23 protein-coding genes are annotated in these 20444 nt (G+C 60.2%); 13 read left to right on the top strand and 10 right to left on the bottom strand.

Going from position 1 to position 20444, the window contains the following annotated elements:
- Positions 1–26: 26 nt before the first annotated feature.
- The 3 genes from GRI41_RS07590 to GRI41_RS07580 form a co-directional block, all read right to left on the bottom strand.
- A complete protein-coding gene (locus GRI41_RS07590) occupies positions 27–416 on the bottom strand; it encodes a DoxX family protein (RefSeq protein WP_160604140.1) in 390 nt (129 codons plus the stop codon).
- A gap of 26 nt (positions 417–442) precedes the next feature.
- The gene (locus GRI41_RS07585; protein ID WP_160604139.1) at positions 443–1036 is read right to left on the bottom strand and encodes an FMN-dependent NADH-azoreductase; all 594 of its coding nucleotides are present in this window, start codon (positions 1034–1036) and stop codon (positions 443–445) included.
- 73 nt (positions 1037–1109) lie between these two features.
- Complete coding sequence (locus tag GRI41_RS07580) at positions 1110–1805, bottom strand: pirin family protein (protein WP_160604138.1); 696 nt, start codon at positions 1803–1805, stop codon at positions 1110–1112.
- Between the two features lie 115 nt (positions 1806–1920).
- Here GRI41_RS07580 and GRI41_RS07575 point away from each other — a divergent pair, with 115 nt between their 5' ends.
- The gene (locus tag GRI41_RS07575) at positions 1921–2823 is read left to right on the top strand and encodes a LysR family transcriptional regulator (protein WP_160604137.1); all 903 of its coding nucleotides are present in this window, start codon (positions 1921–1923) and stop codon (positions 2821–2823) included.
- Position 2824: 1 nt separating this feature from the next.
- On the opposite strand, the gene GRI41_RS07570 is transcribed toward GRI41_RS07575, so the two are convergent.
- The 3 genes from GRI41_RS07570 to GRI41_RS07560 all read right to left on the bottom strand — a co-directional run bounded on the left by GRI41_RS07570 (position 2825) and on the right by GRI41_RS07560 (position 5543).
- Complete coding sequence (locus tag GRI41_RS07570; protein WP_160604136.1) at positions 2825–3208, bottom strand: STAS/SEC14 domain-containing protein; 384 nt, start codon at positions 3206–3208, stop codon at positions 2825–2827.
- 61 nt (positions 3209–3269) lie between these two features.
- Positions 3270–4346, bottom strand: coding sequence for a branched-chain amino acid aminotransferase (locus tag GRI41_RS07565; RefSeq protein ID WP_160604135.1), 1077 nt, complete (start codon positions 4344–4346; stop codon positions 3270–3272).
- 654 nt (positions 4347–5000) lie between these two features.
- A complete protein-coding gene (locus tag GRI41_RS07560; RefSeq protein WP_160604134.1) occupies positions 5001–5543 on the bottom strand; it encodes a hypothetical protein in 543 nt (180 codons plus the stop codon).
- Positions 5544–5632: 89 nt separating this feature from the next.
- Between GRI41_RS07560 and GRI41_RS07555 the strand changes: the two genes are divergently transcribed.
- The 7 genes from GRI41_RS07555 to GRI41_RS07525 all read left to right on the top strand — a co-directional run bounded on the left by GRI41_RS07555 (position 5633) and on the right by GRI41_RS07525 (position 11141).
- Positions 5633–6385, top strand: a complete 753-nt coding sequence (locus GRI41_RS07555) for a TlyA family RNA methyltransferase (protein WP_160604133.1) — start codon at positions 5633–5635, stop codon at positions 6383–6385.
- A 107-nt stretch (positions 6386–6492) separates the two neighbouring features.
- On the top strand, positions 6493–7044 hold the full coding sequence (locus GRI41_RS07550; RefSeq protein WP_160604132.1) for a TspO/MBR family protein: 552 nt from the start codon (positions 6493–6495) through the stop codon (positions 7042–7044).
- 324 nt (positions 7045–7368) lie between these two features.
- Complete coding sequence (locus tag GRI41_RS07545; RefSeq protein WP_160604130.1) at positions 7369–7629, top strand: accessory factor UbiK family protein; 261 nt, start codon at positions 7369–7371, stop codon at positions 7627–7629.
- Positions 7630–7741: 112 nt separating this feature from the next.
- Positions 7742–8344: a DNA repair protein RecO gene (gene recO, locus GRI41_RS07540; RefSeq protein ID WP_160604685.1), complete on the top strand. Its 603-nt coding sequence runs from the start codon at positions 7742–7744 to the stop codon at positions 8342–8344.
- A gap of 23 nt (positions 8345–8367) precedes the next feature.
- Positions 8368–9426 carry a 3-isopropylmalate dehydrogenase gene (gene leuB, locus GRI41_RS07535; protein ID WP_160604128.1) on the top strand — a complete coding sequence of 353 codons (1059 nt, stop codon included), beginning with the start codon at positions 8368–8370 and terminating at the stop codon, positions 9424–9426.
- Complete coding sequence (locus tag GRI41_RS07530; protein WP_160604126.1) at positions 9423–10514, top strand: glycosyltransferase family 2 protein; 1092 nt, start codon at positions 9423–9425, stop codon at positions 10512–10514. The genes leuB and GRI41_RS07530 overlap by 4 nt, the downstream gene beginning before the upstream one ends.
- 3 nt (positions 10515–10517) lie before the next feature.
- A complete protein-coding gene (locus tag GRI41_RS07525; RefSeq protein WP_160604124.1) occupies positions 10518–11141 on the top strand; it encodes a DUF2238 domain-containing protein in 624 nt (207 codons plus the stop codon).
- Here GRI41_RS07525 and GRI41_RS07520 read toward each other — a convergent pair.
- Positions 11138–12415, bottom strand: coding sequence for a phospholipid carrier-dependent glycosyltransferase (locus tag GRI41_RS07520; protein WP_328600526.1), 1278 nt, complete (start codon positions 12413–12415; stop codon positions 11138–11140). The two genes, GRI41_RS07525 and GRI41_RS07520, sit on opposite strands and share 4 nt — an antisense overlap.
- A gap of 177 nt (positions 12416–12592) precedes the next feature.
- Between GRI41_RS07520 and GRI41_RS07515 the strand changes: the two genes are divergently transcribed.
- Entirely contained in the window at positions 12593–12796 is a 204-nt protein-coding gene (locus GRI41_RS07515) for a hypothetical protein (protein ID WP_160604122.1), read from the top strand.
- Here GRI41_RS07515 and GRI41_RS07510 read toward each other — a convergent pair.
- Positions 12793–13230, bottom strand: a complete 438-nt coding sequence (locus GRI41_RS07510) for a hypothetical protein (protein WP_235901088.1) — start codon at positions 13228–13230, stop codon at positions 12793–12795. The two genes, GRI41_RS07515 and GRI41_RS07510, sit on opposite strands and share 4 nt — an antisense overlap.
- Positions 13231–13414: 184 nt before the next feature.
- On the opposite strand from GRI41_RS07510, the gene GRI41_RS07505 reads away from it, so the two are divergent.
- The 3 genes from GRI41_RS07505 to GRI41_RS07495 are packed head-to-tail and all read left to right on the top strand — an operon-like array spanning position 13415 to position 16515.
- Complete coding sequence (locus tag GRI41_RS07505; protein WP_160604120.1) at positions 13415–14632, top strand: trans-sulfuration enzyme family protein; 1218 nt, start codon at positions 13415–13417, stop codon at positions 14630–14632.
- A 56-nt stretch (positions 14633–14688) separates the two neighbouring features.
- Entirely contained in the window at positions 14689–15882 is a 1194-nt protein-coding gene (locus tag GRI41_RS07500) for an FkbM family methyltransferase (protein ID WP_160604118.1), read from the top strand.
- A gap of 9 nt (positions 15883–15891) precedes the next feature.
- Positions 15892–16515, top strand: a complete 624-nt coding sequence (locus GRI41_RS07495) for a 2-hydroxychromene-2-carboxylate isomerase (protein WP_160604116.1) — start codon at positions 15892–15894, stop codon at positions 16513–16515.
- On the opposite strand, the gene GRI41_RS07490 is transcribed toward GRI41_RS07495, so the two are convergent.
- Entirely contained in the window at positions 16516–16944 is a 429-nt protein-coding gene (locus GRI41_RS07490; protein WP_160604114.1) for a DUF6628 family protein, read from the bottom strand.
- Between the two features lie 87 nt (positions 16945–17031).
- A complete protein-coding gene (locus GRI41_RS07485; RefSeq protein ID WP_160604111.1) occupies positions 17032–18792 on the bottom strand; it encodes a DUF885 domain-containing protein in 1761 nt (586 codons plus the stop codon).
- 140 nt (positions 18793–18932) lie between these two features.
- On the opposite strand from GRI41_RS07485, the gene GRI41_RS07480 reads away from it, so the two are divergent.
- Positions 18933–20435 (top strand): SulP family inorganic anion transporter, encoded by a 1503-nt coding sequence (locus GRI41_RS07480; protein ID WP_160604110.1) that lies wholly within the window; start codon positions 18933–18935, stop codon positions 20433–20435.
- Positions 20436–20444 lie beyond the last annotated feature (9 nt).

The raw sequence follows: 20444 nt of genomic DNA, 5'->3' as shown, positions 1-20444 counted from the left end.
CTCCCCGGCATCCGGCCTTTGGCTGGTCAGCCCTTGTCGATTGCATAGCGGCCCGGCCCGAAAGCGAAGACCATCAGCATTCCGCCGCCAATGGCGAGGTTCTTGAGGAACATCGTCATCTGCATCTGGTCGGCGAAGTCGTTGTGGAAGATCAGCGCCGCGACGATGCTGAACAGGCCCAGCGCCAATCCGGCCAAGCGCGCCTTGAAGCCAAACAGCAGCGCCAGCCCGCCGAGCAATTCGACAGCAACCGTTCCGGCGTACACCAGCTGCGGCAAGGGCAAACCGACGGAGCTGATATAACCGATGGTCCCTGCTGGATCGGTTGCCTTGTTGAAGCCTGCAAGAATAAACAGGATCGCCAGCAATATGCGTGCGACCAGCGCGACGCGGTCCTGTGTGGCTGAAGTTTCCATGATATTCGTCCTTCCCTGTTGCGGCTCTATGCGGCCAGTTTTTCGACGCGGTTATGCGCGTTCGCGATCTTTTCGTCACCATCGACGCCCATAATTCCGTCTGCGGCGACCATTTCGACATCCGTGATGCCAAGGAAACCGAGGAAGAATTTGAGCCACGGTGTCATGAAATCCAGATCGCTGCCCACCGGCGTTCCGCCTGATGCTGCGGCGATATAGGCTTTCTTGCCGGTCAGCAGACCCTTCGGGCCTTCGGGCGTATATTCGAAAGTCGTGCCCGCGCGCGCCACCAGATCGGCCCATGCCTTGACCGTGGCGGGTACAGAGAAATTGTAGATCGGCACGCCAAGCACGATGGTGTCGGCGGCTTTCAGTTCCTCGATCAATTCATCGGCGATGGCGGCGAGCTGGTGCTGCGCATCGGTGCGGTCCGCATAGGGCGCGAGATTGGCAGCAAACCGGTCTGCGTCCACATAAGGTATGTCATTGGCGCTCAGATCGCGGGTGGTGACCGTGGCTCCGCTCTTTTGGGCGAGGCGTTCGACCAGTCCGGTGCTGAGGCTGCGCGAAATGGATTCGTCGCCGCGAATGCTGGCGGTGATGTGAAGGATATTGGACATTCGGGTTCTCCTTAAAGAGGGGGTGGCCCTGCCCCGAGAGGGAGGGGGGAGGAATGGAGCAGGGCCTAGGGGGTTAGTTTGCGTCGACGAGAACGAGTTCGCTGTCCTCGAGCGCGGTGATGGTGACGCTGTCTTTCTGCGTGATCGCGACACCATCGCGGGCGTTTGCTTCCACGTCCTCTATCCGGACCTTGCCCGTTGCAGGCACGAGATAGAGGTGGCGGTCCGCCGACGTGTCGTAAGTGACGCTTTCACCGGCTTTGACAGTCGCGCCCAGCACGCGGGCATTGGCGCGGATGGGCAATGCGTTGTCGTTCGCATGGCCCGATGCCAGCGCGACGAACTTGCCGCTGCGGTCATCCTTGGGGAACTTGGCAGCACCCCAATTGGGTTCACCGCCGCGTTCGTCGGGAATGATCCAGATCTGGAACAGGGTCGTGTCTTCATCCTCGCGGTTATATTCGGAATGACGCACGCCGGTGCCGGCGCTCATCACCTGCACATCGCCGGCTTCGGTGCGGCCTTCATTGCCCATACTGTCGGTATGGGTGATCGCGCCTTTGCGGACGTAAGTGATGATTTCCATGTCGTTATGCGGGTGAGTGGGGAAACCGGTTCCAGCTTCGATCGTGTCATCATTCCACACGCGCAGCGCGCCCCAATTGACTCGCGAGGGATCGTGATATCCGCCGAACGAGAAATGGTGATGCGCATCAAGCCAGCCATGGTCGACCGAGCCGAGCGAGTTAAAAGGGCGGAGTTCAATCATGGGAATTCTCCCGTTCGAGTTGCTGTTGAATGCGGAGATAGTCGTTCTTGCTATTTCGGATAAGTGGGATAAAATCCGTTATAATGTACGAATTATTTGAATATACGGGCGCAGCATGAGGATCGGCGAGCCAAGTCTCGATCAATTGCGCATTTTCCTGGCGGTGGTGGAGCAGGGCAGTTTCGGCGGCGCGGCGCGGCAGATGGGGCGGGCGGTATCCGCAATCAGTTACGGCATCGCGCAGATGGAAGCGCAGCTGGGTGTCACGCTGTTCGCCCGCGAGGGATCGCGCAAACCCGAACTGACCGAAGCGGGCAAGGGGTTGCTGGTCGAAGCGCGCAATGTCGCGGACGAGGTCGATGCATTGCTCGCCAAAACGCGCAGCCTCCATTCAGGGCTCGAAAGCGATGTTTCGCTGGTGGTTGATGTGATGCTGCCGGGCGAAGTGACCGCCAATGTCCTGCGCGAATTCCGCACCATGTTCCCGACCGTGGCGCTGCGCCTGCATGTCGAGGCGTTGGGAGCGGTTGTGTCTTGCCTGCTTGGCGGCGAGGCGCAGATCGGGATTGGCGGGCCGGTGATCGGCGATCATGACGAGCTGGAGCGGCAAGCCATCGGCAAAGTCGAATTGGTCCCCGTTGCCGCGCCCGATCACCCGCTTGCCGGGGCGGGCATCGCGCCGGGCGAAAGCCGCAAGCATTTGCAGCTGGTGCTGACCGATCGTTCGCCGTTGACCGAAGGCCGGGAGTTTTCCGTGCTCAGCCCGCAAAGCTGGCGGCTGGCGGATCTCGGCGCAAAGCACTCGCTGCTCAAAGAGGGGATCGGCTGGGGCAATATGCCGCGCCACATGGTCCGCGATGATCTGGCAAGCGGCGCGCTGGTGGAACTTGATCTGCCCGAGAAGCCCGGCGATGCCTACACGCTCAGCGCGCTATGGCGCAGGGATGCCCGGCCGGGCCCGGCGACAAGCTGGCTGATCGATGCAATACGGGACAGGTTGGCGGATTGTCCGGCTTAAATCAGCGGCCTTCGCGCAGCCAGTTCAGCGCTTGGCCTTTGGTGTCGAAGAATTCGACATTCACATCCGGGGCAAATCTTTTGTACTGCATCCGCATCAGGATCGGTGCGCCATAGATGGCCATACGTTCGAGCCCGAATTCTTTTGCATTGCGCAGATGGGCGCCAATTTTCTCCGCAGTCGCGCGGACCTGCGGCATCGCTGTTGTAAAGTCACCAAGCGCATAGATCGGCTTTCGCGCTCTCACCAGCGGTTCGGAAGCACGGTTGAGGCAATCGAACAATTCGTCGATAGAATGCTCATCCCACAGACCGCCGCAGCGATAATGGAGTTCGCCATGCTCTTCGTTCAATCGAGCGGACACGATGCGATCTGTAATAGCCATTCCATAAGACTACCGGATCGTGGTTAAAAACGGGTAAATTTGCGGCCCGCTTAGTGCAGGATCAAAGCTTCACTATCCAGCCGTGCTCATCCGCAACCTTGCCCCGCTGGATGCCGACCAGCTTCTCGCGCAATTTGCTGGTGAGCTGGCCGGGGCCTCCGCTGCCAATGGTGAACTCGCCATCATGGCTGGCAACGGTGCCAACGGGCGTGACCACCGCCGCGGTTCCGCAGGCCATGGTTTCGAGCAACTTGCCGCTTTCCGCATCCACTTTCCATTGGTCGATGCTGTAGAGTTCTTCGCGCACGGTCAGCCCTTCTTCGCGAAGGAGCTGGATCAGGCTGTTGCGCGTGATGCCGGGCAGGATCGTGCCGGTCAGCGGCGGTGTGATCACGCTGCCGTCTTCCATCACGAAGAACAGGTTCATTCCGCCCAGTTCTTCGATCCATTTGCGCTCGACCGCATCGAGGAACACGACCTGATCGCAGCCCTTTTCGATCGCTTCGGCTTGCGGGACCAGGCTGGCCGCGTAATTGCCGCCGGTCTTTGCCGCGCCGGTTCCGCCTTTGGCCGCGCGGACATAATCCTGCGCCACCCAGATTTTCACCGCCGGAACACCCGATTTGAAATAATTGCCAGCCGGGCTGGCGATCACGATAAATTTGTATTCCTTGGCCGGGCGCACACCCAGAAAGGCTTCGCTGGCGAACATGAAGGGCCGCAGATAGAGCGAGCCGCCTTCGACCGAGGGGAACCAATCGCGATCCACCGCAACCAATTGGCGGATCGCTTCGATAAACACATCCTCGGGAATGCGCGGCATTGCCATGCGGTCGGCACTGTCATTGAACCGGCGCGCATTTGCCTCGGGACGGAACAGCGCGATGCCGCCGTCCTCCTGCTTGTAAGCTTTCATCCCTTCGAAGATTTCCTGCGCATAATGCAGCACCGAAGCGGCGGGATCGAGGCTGAGCGCCTCGCGCGGGCCGACGGTGGCATTGTGCCAGCCTTTACCCTCGACATAGTCGATCACCACCATGTGGTCGGAAAACAGCTGTCCGAAACCGGGATCGGCCAGCGCCGCATCGCGCGTGTCGGCTGGCATAGGCGAGGGGTGGGGAAGTGTCGTAAACTGCATGCGCGCCGGATAAAGGGAGTCTTTGTGTTCCGCAAGCGCGTCCGCGCTCGCGATTTCCTCGCTTTCGCTCCCTGGCGGTCGCTTCGCTGTGGGCGGGCCGCGTGGCCCTATGGCTGCCGCGACCAAGAGTTAGAACAATGATTGATGGCTTGGAAAGGTCCGGTCCGCCAACGGACGGACCGCAAGGCCGACCGGCCGCCCGAGCTTATGCGAGGTAGCCAAGGAATGCGGATGCATTCCGCCCGGCGATTGAGGGGCTAACAAAAGACTCTCCGGCGATTGAGGGGCCAAAAACCAAAAGACTCTCCGGCGCTTGAGGCCAATCAAAAAACCAAGAAGGGCGACCCTCGCCCGTGGGAGGATCGCCCTGTCATGGTCAACGGCCAGAAGTGCCGTCCACGAAAACTCTATATGGCGTTAGACCAGAGTATTTCCCGTGTGGAACTTAACCGACCCCTTAATTGAACCATGAGACATCGGATCACCTCCTTTCGCGCTTGAAAGCCAGAACCTGCCTATCACCGGCTGGTCCAAGACCCGCGTTCGCCGCTGGCCTTGAGGGCATGTTTGATTCGTTTTGAAGCGCAAAACAAGTGTTGATTTTATCTTTTTCCACGTCACAATCACGCGCTCCGAAAAGCGGCGTTGGCGCCTCTATCGGCAATCCTCAATCACACGCGTAATTTCCGGCCAGGCGGGCAGATAAAGCGTCTCCATTCCGCCCGTTTCAACCGCAAAACGCCCCCGGCTGAGCGCGATCGCATCGAGCAAGCGGTCGTTCGCCGGAAGCGTCGCGCGCAGAATGGGCCGCCCGTCGGACGATGGCTGCGCATTGACCAGCCGCTGTGCGGTTTCGGTGCGGATGCGCATCGGCACAGTCTGGGTCAGCCGCGACCCGCGAACGAGATGGATCGTGCGCGTGGATTTGGCGCATTCAATACCGAAGCGGGCAGGCTCGCCATTCGCGCTGAAAGTCGCGTAGCTGAGCCCGGTTCCGTCGCGATAGGTCCAGTCACCAAGCGTCTGCGGCGCGTCGAGCCAGTTTTCAAATTCCGGTTCGGAAACCACCGGCGGCGGTGTGGGGCTCGGGGTCGGTGCTGGCTGCGTTACCACCGGTGGCGGAGCAGGTTCCGGCGCGGGCGCGCAGCACGCGGCCAGAAGTACGGGAACAGTGGCAAGGGCACGCAGTTTCTTCACATTATCTCCGGCGAGGTTTCAGCGGGAATCGGTTTCTTCTGTCTACAATGCGCGCTAACGGCATCGGGGTCCATTGCTTAAGCGGAATTATGCCGAAGAAAAGACGCCTTGATCAAATGCTTGTCGAACGCGGGCTGGTGGAAAGCCGCACCCGCGCGCAGGCGCTGGTGATGGCCGGGCTGGTCTTTTCGGGCGAGACAAAAATGGCCAAATCGGGCCAGCAATTGCCCGAAGACGCACCGCTCGAAGTGCGCGGTCGCGATCATCCCTGGGTCAGCCGCGGAGGGATCAAACTGGCGCATGCAATCGAGCATTTCGGGCTCGATCCAAGCGGCGTAACCGCGATGGATGTCGGCAGCTCGACCGGCGGTTTCACCGATGTGCTGCTGCAAGGCGGGGCCAGCCATGTGATCGCGGTGGACAGCGGCACCAACCAGCTCGCGTGGAAGCTGCGCGATGATGACCGGGTGACCGTTCTGGAACAGACCAGCGCGCGGATTTTGACCCCCGACATGATCACGCATCCATACAATTGGGTGGTGTGCGATGCGTCCTTCATTGGCCTGCGCAAAGTGCTCGAAGTGCCGCTCGAGCTGGCCGAGCCGGAGTGCCGGCTGGTGGCTTTGATCAAACCGCAATTCGAGGTCCGGCGCGAAGAAGTCGGCAAAGGCGGGGTGGTCCGCGACGAGGCCTTGCACGAGCGGGTTTGCGGCGAAGTGCGCGATTGGCTGACCGGCGACGGGTGGCTGGTCGATGGCATCGTGCGCAGCCCGATCACCGGACCGGAAGGCAATGTCGAGTTTCTGGTTGCGGCCAGACGAAGCGCGGCACAGGGCGGCTGACCTTCCCAACGCGGTACAACCGGCATCACCCCATTGCAGCGCGCGGCATGTGCCGCCAATGTCCGATCAGGTCGAATCGGTTTCGGCACATTTAATCGGGACTTTGCATGAACGTTCTCGCTTCCAAGGGTCAGCTCCGCGCCAGCTTCTTCCGCTGGGCGCTGTTCACTGTGCCAGCCTGCTTGCTGATCGGCTTTCTGGCGGGGCAAATCGGCGGCAGTCCGGACAGCTTGTGGTTCCAGAGCCTGACCAAGCCGGATATTTTCCCAGAGCCAAAATGGTTCGGGATCGTATGGAGCATTTTGTTCGTGATGATCGGGCTGGCGGTGGCGCTGGTCTGCGCGGCGTGGGGGGCAAGGGGGCGCAAAGCCGCGCTTGTCGTCTTCGTCCTGCACTTCCTGCTGGCGCAATCCTGGACAGCCGTTTTCTTTGGCGCTTACCAAATGACCTATGGGCTTTACGTGCTGATCGCAGCGGTGGTCACCGCGATCATCGTAATCGCCCTGTTCTGGCGCGTGCGGCAATTGGCGGCGCTGATGCTGGTGCCCTACCTCGCATGGCTGTGCTTCGCGACGCTGCTCAATTACGAATTCCTGAAGCTTAATCCCGACGCGGATGGGCAGGAAACGACGCAAGCGGTCCAGCGGATCGAGTTTTGAGGGTTTCTTGTTTTAGCCTCAAGCGCCGGCGGTCGCATCCGCTCCCTTGGCTATCCTCGCTTTCGCTCCCTGACGGTCGCTTCGCTGCGGGCGCGCAGTCGCGCTTGCGGTCCGTCCGATGGCGGACCGGACCATTCCCGGCCATTTCCGCATTGCGCTGATCCGGTCAGCGACTAGCTGACCGCAAGGCCGACCGGCCGCCCGAGCTTATGCGAGGTAGCCAAGCTGGCCGGATGGCCAGCGCCCGGCGACTGAGGGTCTAAACAAAATTCTCCGCCGACTGGGGGACTGGACAAAAACGGCATCCGATCCCAAAGGGAGCGGATGCAAAGCCAGAACCCCCTGATCGCCGACTTCGTGAAAATCGCCAACAGCGCTGCAGGCACTTTTGCGGGAATGACCCGCGAAGCCCGCGAAAGCGCGCGTGAGCGTGTGAAGGAAGCCATGGGCGGGATGGATTTCGTCAGCCGCGAGGAATTCGACGCGGTCAAAGATATGGCGGCCAAGGCACGCGAAGAAAACGAAAAACTTGCCGAGCGTCTTGCACAGCTTGAAGCCCAAATCGAAGCCAAGCTGGCCAAGTAAACGCACTTCCCGTCATCCCCGCGAAAGCGGGGATCCAGAGCAGAGCAGCGCAGCGGCAAGCCGTCCTAGGTTCCCGCTTCCGCAGGAATGACGAAACGGGTAGAGGAGCGTGATGAATCTCCGCGCACCAGCTATCCTTGTTTCGGCCCGGGCTCACGGTGAAACAGCGGTGATCGCGCGGATGTTGACAGAGCGCGAAGGGCTGGTGGCTGGCTATGTTGCGGGCGGGCGCGGCAGGCAGATGCGGCCGGTGGTTATACCGGGCAATCTGGTCGAAATTGATCTGCGATCGAAATCGGAGAACCAACTACCTTTTGCAAAGCTCGAACTGGTTGAAAGCCGCGGGCCGTGGCTGAGCGAACCCTTGCCGGCCGCCGCGATCAGCTGGGTGACTTCGCTCACCGCCTCTGTTTTGCCAGAGCGCAATGCCTATCCCAGCCTCTATCCGGCATTAAAAGCGGTGCTTGATGCGATTTGCGGTGCGCCCTCTGCGCGCGGATGGCTCAGCGCCCTGGTCAGCTATGAAACGCTGATGCTGCGCGAATTGGGATATGGCGGTGGGCGACCGCCCGATCTGCCCGATTTCGCTGCCGCGCTGACCGCCTTCGACCGATTGTTTACGCCGATAGAGAAACACTTGCTTGCTGGCACTTATGGCGATGTTATGTCCGCCCGGGTGCTGCTGAGAGAGCGGCTGGCGAAAATTGATGGCTGATAATTGGCGGACAGATTGATCTCATGAAAATTGCGGTATTCCCGGGCGACGGTATCGGTGCAGAAGTAACGCGCGAGGCAGTGCGCGTGCTGGAGGCGCTCGGTCTGCCGGGGCTGACCCTGTTTGAAGGCGATGTTGGCGCGATTGCCTATGAACGCCACGGCCATCCGCTGCCCGCCGAAACGCTTGAGATGGCGCGGGCCAGCGACGCGGTGCTGTTCGGCGCGGTGGGCGATCCGTCTTGCGACAATCTGGAACGCCATTTGCGGCCGGAGCAAGCGGTGCTGGGGCTGCGCGCAGAGCTGGGTCTGTTTGCCAATTTGCGTCCGGCCACCGTGTTCCGGGGTTTGGAAGAGATGTCCGGCCTCAAGCCCGAATTGGCGCGCAGCATCGATTTGCTGATCATCCGTGAGCTCAATGGGGACGTCTATTTCGGTGACAAGGGCATGCGCGAAACTGCCGATGGTCAGCGCGAGGGGTGGGACATGATGTCCTATTCGACAAGCGAAGTCCGCCGGATTGCGCATACGGGTTTTCAGGCCGCTCAAAAGCGGGGCGCGAAACTGTGCAGCGTGGACAAGGCCAATGTGCTGGAGACCAGCCAGCTATGGCGCGATGTGGTTAGCGAAGTTGCCGCAGAGTATGGCGATGTCGAGCTGACGCATATGTATGTCGACAATGCCGCGATGCAGCTGGTCAAAAATCCCGGGCAGTTCGATGTCGTGCTGACCGGCAATCTGTTCGGCGATATTCTGTCCGATCTGGCGAGCATGTGCGTCGGTTCGATCGGCTTGCTGGCCAGTGCGTCATTGGGTGAGCGGCAGACCGAATTTGGCACTTTCGGATTGTACGAACCGATCCATGGTAGCGCGCCCGATATTGCCGGGCAGGGGCTTGCCAACCCGATGGCAACGATCCTGTCGGTCGCGATGATGCTGCGCCATTCGTTCGGATTGGAAGATCAGGCAGCGCGGGTTGAAGATGCGGTGTCGAAAGCTCTTGCAGATGGTGTGCGTGGCGGTGATCTGGGGGGAGACCTGGGCACCGTCGCGATTGGCGATGCGGTGCTCGCGCGGCTTTGACCCTAAACCTCGCCATCATCCTCCCCACGCTTAACGAGCGCGACAATCTGGCGCCATTGGTTGCGCGGATTGAACAGGCATTGGGCGCCGATGGCTGGGAAGCGATCATTGTCGATGACAACAGCGATGATGGCACCGCCGATGCGGCGCGCGAATTGGCGCATGCGGACCCGCGAATCCGCGTGATCCAGCGGATCGGCAGACGCGGGCTGGCCTCTGCCGCGATTGAGGGGATGTGCGCCACCGCTGCACCTTTTGTGGCGGTGATGGATGCCGATCATCAGCACGATCCGGCCTTGCTGCCCGATATGCTGGCCGCCGTTCAGACCGGGGAATGCGATATTGCGGTTGCGTCGCGCTTTGCCGAAGGGGGAAGCGCCGCGGGGTTGGACAATGCCCGGCGCGAGCAAGCCTCCGGCTGGGCCAACCGGATCGCACGGCGGATCACCGGCGTGACCTTGAGCGATCCGATGAGCGGGTTTTTTCTGATCGAAACGCAGCGCCTGCGGCAACTGGCCCCGTCGCTTTCGGGCATTGGGTTCAAGATCCTGCTCGATATTCTCTCGGCGTCCAATCCGTCTTTGCGCGTGCGTGAATTTCCTTTGCAATTTGCCAAACGGCTGTCGGGCGAAAGCAAGCTCGACCGCGCGGTCGCGTTTGAATTTCTGGTGGGGCTGTATGATCGCAGTTTCGGGCGTTTGATCCCGACCCGGTTTGCCCTGTTCGGAACCGTCGGCGCGCTGGGCGTGGGTGTGCATTTTGCGGTATTGTCCATGCTGTTCCTGACCGCAGGGCGCAGCTTTGCGCTCGCGACAATCATTGCGACTTTCGTGGCGATGAGCTTCAATTTCTGGCTCAACAACTGGCTGACTTACCGCGACCGGCGGTTGCGGGGTTGGGCGGCTGTTACCAAGGGCTGGATCGGTTTCTGCCTGACCTGTTCGGTGGGAGCATTTGCCAATGTCGCGGCGGCGACTTTGCTGGAAGCGCGCGGGGCCAATTGGGCGATTGCCGCCTTAGCGGGTATCATCATCGGGGCGGTGTGGAATTATGCGCTGTCGAGCAAGTTTGTCTGGGGGAGGTATTAGGCAATGATCGGGGGCCTGCCGTCGCGCCAGTTCTGGCTGATCCTGGGATCGATTGTGTTGGCGGCGGGGACGCAGATCAACCCGCTCTATCCCGCCCAGGCGCCGCTCCAGACCATCCCCACTATACTGGTGCTGATCGCGGCATTCTTTGCGTTGCGCAAATGGCCATTGCCGACCAGCGCGGTGGCGTGTTTCTGCCTGTTTCTGGCGCTGCATTCGATCGGTGCGCGCTATATCTATTCCTATGTGCCTTATGATGCGTGGGTCAATGCGATTGGCCTTCCCGGGCTGAGCGAGATTTTCGGGTGGGAACGCAATCATTATGACCGGTTGGTGCATTTCGCGTTCGGTGCGCTGCTGGTCCATCCTTTCGCGCAGATGCTGGAACATCAATTCGGCGTTACGCCCAAGCGCGCGCTCTATGTCGCGGCGGAATTTATCATCGCCGCAAGCGCGCTGTACGAAGTGTTCGAATGGATGCTGACGCTGGCTTTGGCCTCTGCCGAAGCCGATGCCTATAACGGCCAGCAAGGCGATATCTGGGATGCGCAGAAAGACATGGCGCTGGCATCTTTGGGCGCGATTATCGCTGCCTTCGGCGAGTATTTCTGGCGCAAGCGCGCCTAGCGCCAGCTATACAGCCATGTCCAAACGGCAAAGGATCGCGGCCCCTTGAGTTCGGCTGCGCTGAGGATCGGATAGAACCACACGAACAGTGCTACGCTTGCTGCCAGCACACTATAGGGGGGCCAGCGGCGGCCGCGTTTCCAAAATTCGTCCAGCGCGAGGGCAAGCGCGGCGAGCAGGAAAATGCTGGGCAGGAAATAGTGGTAGTAAAACTGGATCGGCTTGTTGACCACGATCCACATGCCCAGCGCGGCGGCATAAAGGACCGCCACGGCAAGAGCGTCCCAGCGTTTGCGCAGCAGGCCGGCAAAGGCGCACCACGCCAGCGCCGGAAGCCCGAGCAGCATGGTCAACGGATTGCCGATCAGCATCACTCCGCGCTGCGCCCCGTCGGCGGGTTCATAAAGATACCAGATCGCGCGGATATTGAGCACCCAATCGGTCCAGTTGCTTTGATAGGTATGCGGGTTTTTGACCGAGCCCTGCAGCTCCAGAATATTCGCGTGCAGGGCAATAAACCCACCCCATTCGAGCGGTTTATACGGCGCCCAATAGGCGGGCAGGAATGTCAGCCAATAGACAAACAGCGGAACCAGCCCCAGCCACACACCGGCTTCGATCAGGGAAATGCCCGGCACCGGAATGCCGCGCTGGCTGGTCAGCAAGCGCCGCCGCCCCGCGGTCATCCGGCAGGCCAGAAAGGCGAGGCCGGGCAGCATCGCCAGAAACACCACATTCCATTTCGATCCCATCGCCAGCCCCAGCGCGACGCCCGCGATGGCGAGCCGCCAGCGCCCCGTCTCCGGCTCTCTGACACCGGCAGCGCAGTGCCACAGCGCGACCATGAAAAAGGCCACCATAAAGATGTCGAGCATGGCGATCTGCGCATGCACAAACAGGAAGAACCCGCTTGCGAGCAGGATCCCGAATGCGATGCTGGCAAAGCGCGATTGGCTGGCAAACCACAGCGCCCGCATCGCGGCGAATAATGCCAGCGTTCCCGACAGGGCCGACATAATCCGCCAGCCAAGCGGCGTGTCGCCAAACAATGCAATTCCCGCCGCGATCAGCTGCTTGCCGAAAACCGGATGTTCGCGGTTGAGCCATTCACCATCGGCGAGCAGTGCCTTGGCCGCCGGTATGTAATGCACTTCGTCAAAATAGGGGGCCGACGGAATACCTATTCTTACCAGACAAAGCGCGAGGAACCCGGCGCACAGGAGATAGGTCCAAACCTTTGGATCGTTTCGGATTTCCTGCGCGTGAGCCATCATCCGCTGGTTAATGCCGCGCGCCGATCCGGGCAAGATCGTGCTTCATTTGAAATTTGTAAAATTTTTCTGACCCAAGATTGACGCATTTATGCTATAGTTCATTTTGTAAAATCGACAGATAATAACTCAACAGTTCAAGTGTTTGATGTCCCGGGTCGCCAGCAAAGGGAGTCAATTGTGATCAAGTCGTTGTTTTGTATGGTGACCGGCCACCGCGTTAACCGCAATCGCGTGTGGCATGACGGCAGAAACTTTCGCACCAAATGCACGCAATGCCGCGAACCGATGATTCGCGAGCTGGGTGAATGGCGCCGCTTCGATCTGGAAAGCGATGCTGACGAGACGCGTCAGCCGCATCCGCATACCGGCGAAGCGGCCTAGCTGGATTTCGCGGGATCGCTTGCGGCAGCCGCGCTTTCGCCGCGTTGCTCCAGCCAGAACAGGCGCGCGACCATCGCCAGCAATCCGATACTGGCGGTAGAGGCCACAAACAGCACCCAGACCGGCACCATCATATTCACTTTGCGCGCGCGCGGAACCACGAACAGCAGCGCAATCATCACCGCGATCAGCAAATCATACCAGACCTGCACACCCCACAGATTTGTCGTGTGATTGATGATCACCGGCATCACCCCTTCGGCCCAGATTGTGACCGCGGTGAATGCGGCAAAACCGGCAGAGATGGCGGCCGCCACCAGCGCGCTTTCGCGCAGTTTCGCGGTCATCGCCAGATAGATTGCGACAGGCAGGATCACGATCAGGCCCGCAGCGGCAAGGATCTGATAGGCGGTAAGCGATTGGATAGCAGTCATAGGTTCGGCTTTCGCGTTTGAAGTGTGGAGCGGCTTTCCAACAATTTTGCCGCGAAGGCCAGCCTGTTGCGCGCCGCGGGTTGAGCCGGGGTTGGCGCCGGTAAGCCACTGCTTGCTTGCCGATTGGTCGCACTCTGCCTAAACCGCGCAACTCGCTGGAAAAACAGGCCCAAGAAACGACCGCATGAAGAAAACCACAGGAACCGACCGCTCGATCACGCAGAAATGGCGCCCTGCCACGCAGGCTGTGCGCGGCGGCACCTGGCGCAGCGAGCATGGCGAAACCAGCGAGGCGTTGTTCCTCACTTCCGGCTATACGTATGATGATGCGGCGACCGTCGCCGCGCGTTTCGCGGGCGAAGAAGACGGGATGACCTATTCGCGTCTGCAGAACCCGACCGTGGCGATGCTGGAAGAACGGATTGCCTTGATGGAAGGCGCACAGGCCTGCCGCGCGCAAGCCAGCGGTATGGCGGCGATGACCGCGGCCTTGCTGTGCCAGCTTTCGGCGGGCGATCATTGCGTTGCAGCGCGTGCGGCTTTCGGATCGTGCCGCTGGCTGGTTGATCATCTGCTGCCGCGTTTCGGGATCGAAACCACCGTGATCGACAGCGCGGTGAACGAAGAATGGGACAAGGCAATCCGCCCCAACACCAAGGTGTTCTTCTTCGAAAGCCCCGCCAATCCCACGCTCGACGTGGTCGATATGGATTATGTCTGCAAGCTGGCAACGGCGCATGGGATCACCACCGTGGTCGACAACGCGTTTTGCACCTCTGCGCTCCAGCGCCCGATGGAATTCGGCGCGGATGTGGTGGCCTATTCCGCGACCAAGCTGATGGACGGGCAGGGCAGAGTGCTCGCCGGGGCGGTGTGCGGATCAGAGGAATTCATCAATGAAACGCTGCTGCCGTTCCAGCGCAACACCGGCCCCAACATCGCGCCATTCAATGCGTGGGTCGTCCTCAAAGGGCTCGAAACGCTGGGCCTGCGCGCGCACAAGCAGAGCGAAAATGCGCTGAAGCTGGGGCAATTCATGGAAGAACGGATCGTCGGCGCAGGCGGCACAATCCTGCATCCGGGGCTGCCCAGCCATCCGGCCCATGATCTGGCGCAGAAACAGATGGATGCCTGCGGCCCGATATTCAGCTTCGTGTTGGAAGGGCGACAGCAGGCCCATACCATTCTCGACGCGTTGCAACTGATCGATATCAGCAACAATATCGGCGATGCGCGCAGCCTGATGTGCCATCCAGCCAGCACCACCCATGCCGGGATGAGCGAAGAAGACCGCGCCGCCATGGGCGTGCATGAAGGCATGCTACGGATCAATGTCGGCTTGGAAGACGTGCAGGATCTGATCGAGGATATGGATCAGGCGCTGAAAGCCGGCGGGGTTTAGCTTTTTAAAAGATCACATCAGCCGCCAATTTCGCGGATCAAGGAGTCGAACACGAAATGCCCGAAGTGCTGCACAAATATTGGGCCGATGTTGTCGAGCATGTTCACGCGCTCGGGTTTGCGGAAGGCGCGATTGTTGCCAAGCCCGAATTCGAACCGCATCTTTCGCTCGCCGGAACATATGACCGGTTCCCCGCGATTGATAAGGTCGACGTGCTGATCATTCACAAGGGGCTGATTGTCGAGATACCGCCGCAGAGGCTGGGGGAGGCGATTGACGCGCTGGCAGTGACATTTGCCAATGAAGTCTTCATTGTGCTTGCGCGCGGCGGGCCGGTGATTTCTTTCGATTCCAAGCATCTTTCGGGTTGGTCGAAAGTTCTGGATCACGCTTTCGAGCCGGAAGAAAACCCGGATTACGAATTGCAGCTTCACAAGGATAGCGCGGGGCGCATGCCGGCAACCTATGTCGGCGACGGGCGCGTGCTGCTTGAAACCGTGTATCATCATCTGATGGTGGTGCCGGGCGCGGATATATCGATTCTCCCGCATCTGATCAGGGATGGCTATTTTGACGAGGCGCTGACCAGTGTGATCAACGGCATGCTGCGCCCGGGCATGACCTTTGTCGATATTGGCGCCAATTTCGGCACCTATACGGTGATCGGCGCGCAAATCGTCGGGCCGCAAGGCCGGGTGGTTGCCATCGAGCCGGTTCCCCCGATTGGCCAGATGTTGTTTGAAACGGTGGCCATGAACGGCTTCGATGATCGCTGCGAAGTCCTGCGCGTTGCAGCGGGTGCGGAAGACGGCACCGCCACCATTTTTGGATTTGGTTCGCGGCAAGGCGGCAATACTTTGCTCGAACATATTGCCGATGATGCGCGGGACAAGCTGGGGCAGGAAGTCACACAGCATGAAGTGCCGGTGCGGACTTTGGACGGGATTGTCGAAGAGCTGGAACTGACCCGGATCGACTTCATGAAGATCGACGTTGAAGGCTTTGAACAGCAAGTGCTGAAGGGCGGACGCAAGACGATACAGTCGATGAGGCCCACGCTGTTGCTCGAATGGCATGCGTGTTTCTTCGACGAACGCGGCAATGATCCGCGTGCCTATTATGATGTTCTCACCGAAGATCTCGGTTACGAGCTGTTTCGCGTCGAAAGCGGCGGCAAGATCCGCAAGGCGAAATTTGACCGTTTGGTGAGCAGTCCGTTCTCGGATATTCTCGCCAAACCAAAAGATTAAGAGGACTGCATGGCCGAGAACGCACCCAAGACCATCGAACTGATTTTCGATTTTGTCAGCCCCAATGCCTATCTGGTGTGGCAGCCGCTCAAAGAGCTTGCCCGGCGCACCGGGGCGACGATCGTGATCACGCCGGTGTTTCTGGGCGGTATGCACAAGCTGACGGGCAATGCCCCGCCGATGATCCGCGATGCCGATGTAAAAGGCAAAGTTGCCTATGCCACGCTGGAAATGACGCGCTTCATCAAGAAGCACGGCCTGAGCAAATGGAAAATGCACCCGCAATTCCCATTCAATTCGGTCACTTTGCAGCGGATGCTGCTGTCGCTCGAAGGCGCAGACCGGGTCAGGCTGGTCGACACTTTGCTGCCGGTGATCTGGGAAGAGGGCGTGCTGCTCGATGATGCGGAGGCTTTGGGGGCGGCTCTGGCTGCGGGCGGTTTCGATCGGGCGGCTCTGATGGCGGCAACGCAGGATCCGGCGATCAAGCAGCAATTGATCGACAACACATCGGATGCCGTCGAGCGCGGCACCTTTGGTATCCCGACATTTTACGTCAATTCGGGCGGCGATGACGAAATGTATTTCGGCAAAGAGCGGCTCGGCCAGATGGAAGAACAGCTAAGCAGCTGATCAGCCTTCCAGCGGCATTCCCATATTGTCGAGAGCAGTGCCCATGGCGCGGGCGATGGTGAAGCTGCGCCCGACCAGGCCGTTTCCCGTCAGCCTTCCGAGATTGCGCATGGTCCGGTCGGGATTGCGATTGGACAGCGCCAGCGATTCGAGCACCAATGCTTCGTCCTGCGTCATCATCGGCCCGCAGCAATTGGCGATGGAAATGCTGCGCCGCGATCCTTGCGCGAGTTCGGCGACGAAGCAGCGCATCAGCGTGAGCGGCTGGCGAAATCCGGTACCGAAATGCCGCATCGCCAGCATGCACGCGGTTGCATCGCGCAATCCGTGACCTCCCATCCGCCTCAGCATCACCAAAATCGCCCGGTCAGTGCAGGCGTGCGGCTTGGGTAGCAGGACCGGTTGGCCGGTTTTTTCGGTGCGACTCATTGATTTCTCCTCGTCTGGTAGGAGAAGGATTAATGATATTGATAATTATTCGCAATAAAGAATGTCGCCGGACTTGTGGATGGGTCGCTATTCGTACCCAACTCCGTTCAGCCCCTGTCCGCCATCGGCGATAAACGCCTCTATACGCTGTTCGAGCACCGGCAGCGGGACCGATCCCAGTGCCAGAATGACATCGTGGAATTTGCGGATGTCGAATTTCTCGCCCAATTCCTGCTCGGCCTTGATCCGCAACCGGCGGATTTGCATTTCGCCCAGCTTGTAAGCGAGCGCCTGCCCCGGCCAGCTGATATAGCGGTCGATCTCTGTTCCGACCTCATGGCGCGAGAGCGCGGTGCGGTCACCGAGATAGGAAACCGCCCGATCGCGCGACCAGCCTTGTGAATGGATGCCGGTGTCGATCACCAGCCGCGCGGCGCGCCACATCTCATAGGATAGCCGCCCGAATTTTTCGTAAGGCGTGCGATAGATGCCCATCTCTTCGCCCAGAAATTCGGCATAAAGCCCCCATCCTTCGCCCATGCCGGAAAAATAGATGCGGCGGCGGAATGCGGGGATGTCATCGCCACCTTGCTCGCGCTGGAACGCCGCCTGGAAACTGTGCCCCGGGGCGCATTCGTGCAATGTCAGCGCGGGGATATTGTAGAGCGGGCGGCTGGGCAGGTCATAGGTGTTCATCTGGCAATATTCATACCCGCCGCGCCCGGCGGTGTAGAATGGTGCGATTTCGGGCGCGACCGGCCGGATCGAAAAGCGGTGGCGCGGCAGGAAGCCGAAATACTTGCCCATTTCCCCGTCGACGCGCTTGGCGACATAGGCAGAAACCCCCATCAGCTCGTCCGGCGTTTTGGCGATGAAGCGCGGATCGGTGCGCAAGCTCTCGTTGAACTCGGCGATCGAGCCTTCGAAGCCGACTTCGGCCATGATTTCGCGCATCGCCGCTTCGATCCGCGCGACTTCGCCCAGGCCGATCTGGTGGATTTCGTCAGCCGAAAGATCGAGCGTGGTATATTGCCGAATCTGCTGCGCGTAATAGGCCTCGCCATCGGGCATCGCATGCGCCGCCAGCGTTTCGCGCGAATGCGGGAAGTAATCCTGCGTCAGAAACGTAAACAGCGCCTGATAGGCGGGGACGACCGCTTCCAGTATGGCCGCTTCGCCTTCCTTCCGCAGCCGGTCGCGTTCGCTTTCCGGAATGTTGCCGGGAATATTTTCGAAAGCCGCCCAGAACGGGTTCACGCCCATATCTTCACTGGTGAAGGGGATGAGCGAGTCCGCGCGGCCTTCCAAAGTCACCCGCGGCACCGAAAATCCGCGTTCCAGCCCCGCGCGGGCATTGTCGGTATGTTCGGCGAAATAGCGCGGAATGTCGCGCATCCGGGAGATATGGTTCTGGTATTCCTCGACCGACTGGAATCCGCCGCGCGGGGCGAGATAGCTCCAGAAATTGGAATCGCTATCAAACGGCATTTCCCATTCGCGATACCGCGCATCTTCGATCTGTTCGACCAATACGCTGCGCAGCACCGCGGCATTGACCCGCTCATCGTCAGACAACAGCGCCGGATCAATGGCGTCCAGCCGCGCAAGAAACCCGCTGACCTTGGCCAAATTTGCGGTGTGTGTTTCGGGCGTAACCGAGGGAAGACCATTGCCAAATTCATCGTCCACCCAGCGCGAATAGTCTTCGTAAAGCGCGATCAGCGTCGCATCGGCCTCGGCTGATGCAACCGGTGTCGCCTCCGGCGTATCGGGGCGCGCAGCAGCGGGCATTGCAGTGACAGCGAGCAGAGCTGCGGCGGAGGTAAGGGCAATTTTGCGGATGGTCATGAAATCTCCTGTGGCGGCAAAGGTGTATCGCCGCTGCCAAGCGTGTCAATTCGCGGCTGTTGTGCATTGCAGCATAAGCCGATAGGGGGCGCGGCATCCCTTGCATGCGCTGCGTGCCCCACTTGTATTTGGAAGATGATATGGCCGCCGACAGCACGCTTGTTGCCACAATGAAACGCGATTGGCTGGGCAATATCCGCGCCGATATCCTTGCCGGCATCGTAGTCGCGCTCGCGCTCATTCCCGAGGCAATCGGTTTCTCGCTGATTGCGGGTGTGGACCCCAGCGTCGGGCTCTATGCTTCGGTGGCGATAGCAATGGTGATCGCGCTGGTTGGCGGCCGGCCGGGCATGATCTCTGCCGCAACCGCGGCTGTCGCGGTGGTGGTGATCCCGCTGGTCAAGGATCACGGCGTCGAATATCTCTTCGCCGCGACGATCCTGATGGGCATCATTCAGGGCATTGCGGCGCTGCTGCGGCTCGACCTGCTGATGCAATTTGTCTCGCGCAGTGTGATCACCGGCTTCGTCAACGCGCTGGCCATTCTGATTTTCATCGCGCAGATCCCGCAGCTGACGGGCGTCGGTTGGGAAACCTACGCAATGGTCGCAGCGGGGCTGGCGATCATTTACGGCTTCCCGCGCCTCACCAAAGCGGTGCCAAGCCCGCTGGTCGCGATTGTCCTGCTGACCGCGGCGACGGTGTTCTGGAACCTGCCGGTCAACAATGTCGCGGGCGAGGGCAAGCTGCCCGATGGCCTGCCGACATTCGCGGTTCCCGATGTTCCGTTCACCTGGGAAACGCTCACCATCATCCTGCCATACTCGCTGACGATGGCGGCGGTGGGTCTGCTTGAAAGCCTGCTGACTGCGCAGATTGTAGACGACATGACGCATACGGACAGCAACAAGCAGAAAGAAAGCGCGGGGCAGGGCGTTGCCAATGTGGTTGCCGCATTTTTTGGCGGCATGGGCGGCTGCGCGATGATCGGCCAGTCGGTCATCAACGTTGCCTCCGGCGGTCGCGGCCGCTTGTCGACCTTTACCGCGGGCGCATTCCTGCTGTTCCTGCTGACCGTGCTCGGCCCCTATGTCGGCAATGTGCCGATGCCTGCCCTTGTGGCAGTGATGATCATGGTGTCGATTGGCACTTTCAGCTGGAACTCCATCGCCAATATCAAACGTCACCCGCCAACATCATCGGTGGTTATGCTGGCGACGGTTGTGGTGGTCGTGTGGACCCACGATCTGGCCATGGGCGTGCTCGTCGGTGTGCTGCTGTCGGGCATATTCTTCGCCGGAAAAGTACGGACAATGTTCAGCGTCGAACGCGTCCGGCGCGAACACAGCGCGGTCTATCAGGTCAGCGGCCAGATTTTCTTCGCTTCGGTTGACCGCTTTGTCGCCGCGCTTGGCCCCGAAAGCCAATATGAAGACGCCGCGCATCATGTCGTGATCGACGTGTCGCGCGCGCATTTCTGGGACATTTCGGCGATCGAAGCGCTCGACAAGGTTGTCGACCGTATGCGGCGCAATGGCCGCCATACGCGGATTGTCGGGCTTAACGCCGCCAGCGCGGATCTGTTTGATCGCTTTGCTCTGGAAGATCGCACCGGTCTGGAAACCGGGCTCGCCCCGCACTGATCGGCAGGA

The organism is Pontixanthobacter aquaemixtae, from assembly GCF_009827395.1.
GTDB classification, from domain to species: domain Bacteria; phylum Pseudomonadota; class Alphaproteobacteria; order Sphingomonadales; family Sphingomonadaceae; genus Pontixanthobacter; species Pontixanthobacter aquaemixtae.
This window is presented reverse-complemented; position numbering and strand designations above follow the sequence as displayed.

Excerpts from the sequence above, each read along its gene's own strand:
- GRI41_RS07555 (WP_160604133.1), top strand. The coding sequence starts at position 5,633 with ATGCCGAAGAAAAGACGCCTTGATCAAATGCTTGTCGAACGCGGGCTG.
- GRI41_RS07575 (WP_160604137.1), top strand. The coding sequence starts at position 1,921 with ATGAGGATCGGCGAGCCAAGTCTCGATCAATTGCGCATTTTCCTGGCG.
- GRI41_RS07550 (WP_160604132.1), top strand. The coding sequence starts at position 6,493 with ATGAACGTTCTCGCTTCCAAGGGTCAGCTCCGCGCCAGCTTCTTCCGC.
- GRI41_RS07570 (WP_160604136.1), bottom strand. The coding sequence starts at position 3,208 with ATGGCTATTACAGATCGCATCGTGTCCGCTCGATTGAACGAAGAGCAT.
- GRI41_RS07510 (WP_235901088.1), bottom strand. The coding sequence starts at position 13,230 with ATGACTGCTATCCAATCGCTTACCGCCTATCAGATCCTTGCCGCTGCG.
- GRI41_RS07580 (WP_160604138.1), bottom strand. The coding sequence starts at position 1,805 with ATGATTGAACTCCGCCCTTTTAACTCGCTCGGCTCGGTCGACCATGGC.
- GRI41_RS07545 (WP_160604130.1), top strand. The coding sequence starts at position 7,369 with ATGCAAAGCCAGAACCCCCTGATCGCCGACTTCGTGAAAATCGCCAAC.
- GRI41_RS07485 (WP_160604111.1), bottom strand. The coding sequence starts at position 18,792 with ATGACCATCCGCAAAATTGCCCTTACCTCCGCCGCAGCTCTGCTCGCT.
- GRI41_RS07590 (WP_160604140.1), bottom strand. The coding sequence starts at position 416 with ATGGAAACTTCAGCCACACAGGACCGCGTCGCGCTGGTCGCACGCATA.
- recO (WP_160604685.1), top strand. The coding sequence starts at position 7,742 with ATGAATCTCCGCGCACCAGCTATCCTTGTTTCGGCCCGGGCTCACGGT.
- GRI41_RS07495 (WP_160604116.1), top strand. The coding sequence starts at position 15,892 with ATGGCCGAGAACGCACCCAAGACCATCGAACTGATTTTCGATTTTGTC.
- GRI41_RS07505 (WP_160604120.1), top strand. The coding sequence starts at position 13,415 with ATGAAGAAAACCACAGGAACCGACCGCTCGATCACGCAGAAATGGCGC.
- GRI41_RS07565 (WP_160604135.1), bottom strand. The coding sequence starts at position 4,346 with ATGCAGTTTACGACACTTCCCCACCCCTCGCCTATGCCAGCCGACACG.
- GRI41_RS07520 (WP_328600526.1), bottom strand. The coding sequence starts at position 12,415 with ATGATGGCTCACGCGCAGGAAATCCGAAACGATCCAAAGGTTTGGACC.
- GRI41_RS07525 (WP_160604124.1), top strand. The coding sequence starts at position 10,518 with ATGATCGGGGGCCTGCCGTCGCGCCAGTTCTGGCTGATCCTGGGATCG.
- GRI41_RS07500 (WP_160604118.1), top strand. The coding sequence starts at position 14,689 with ATGCCCGAAGTGCTGCACAAATATTGGGCCGATGTTGTCGAGCATGTT.
- GRI41_RS07480 (WP_160604110.1), top strand. The coding sequence starts at position 18,933 with ATGGCCGCCGACAGCACGCTTGTTGCCACAATGAAACGCGATTGGCTG.
- GRI41_RS07585 (WP_160604139.1), bottom strand. The coding sequence starts at position 1,036 with ATGTCCAATATCCTTCACATCACCGCCAGCATTCGCGGCGACGAATCC.
- leuB (WP_160604128.1), top strand. The coding sequence starts at position 8,368 with ATGAAAATTGCGGTATTCCCGGGCGACGGTATCGGTGCAGAAGTAACG.
- GRI41_RS07490 (WP_160604114.1), bottom strand. The coding sequence starts at position 16,944 with ATGAGTCGCACCGAAAAAACCGGCCAACCGGTCCTGCTACCCAAGCCG.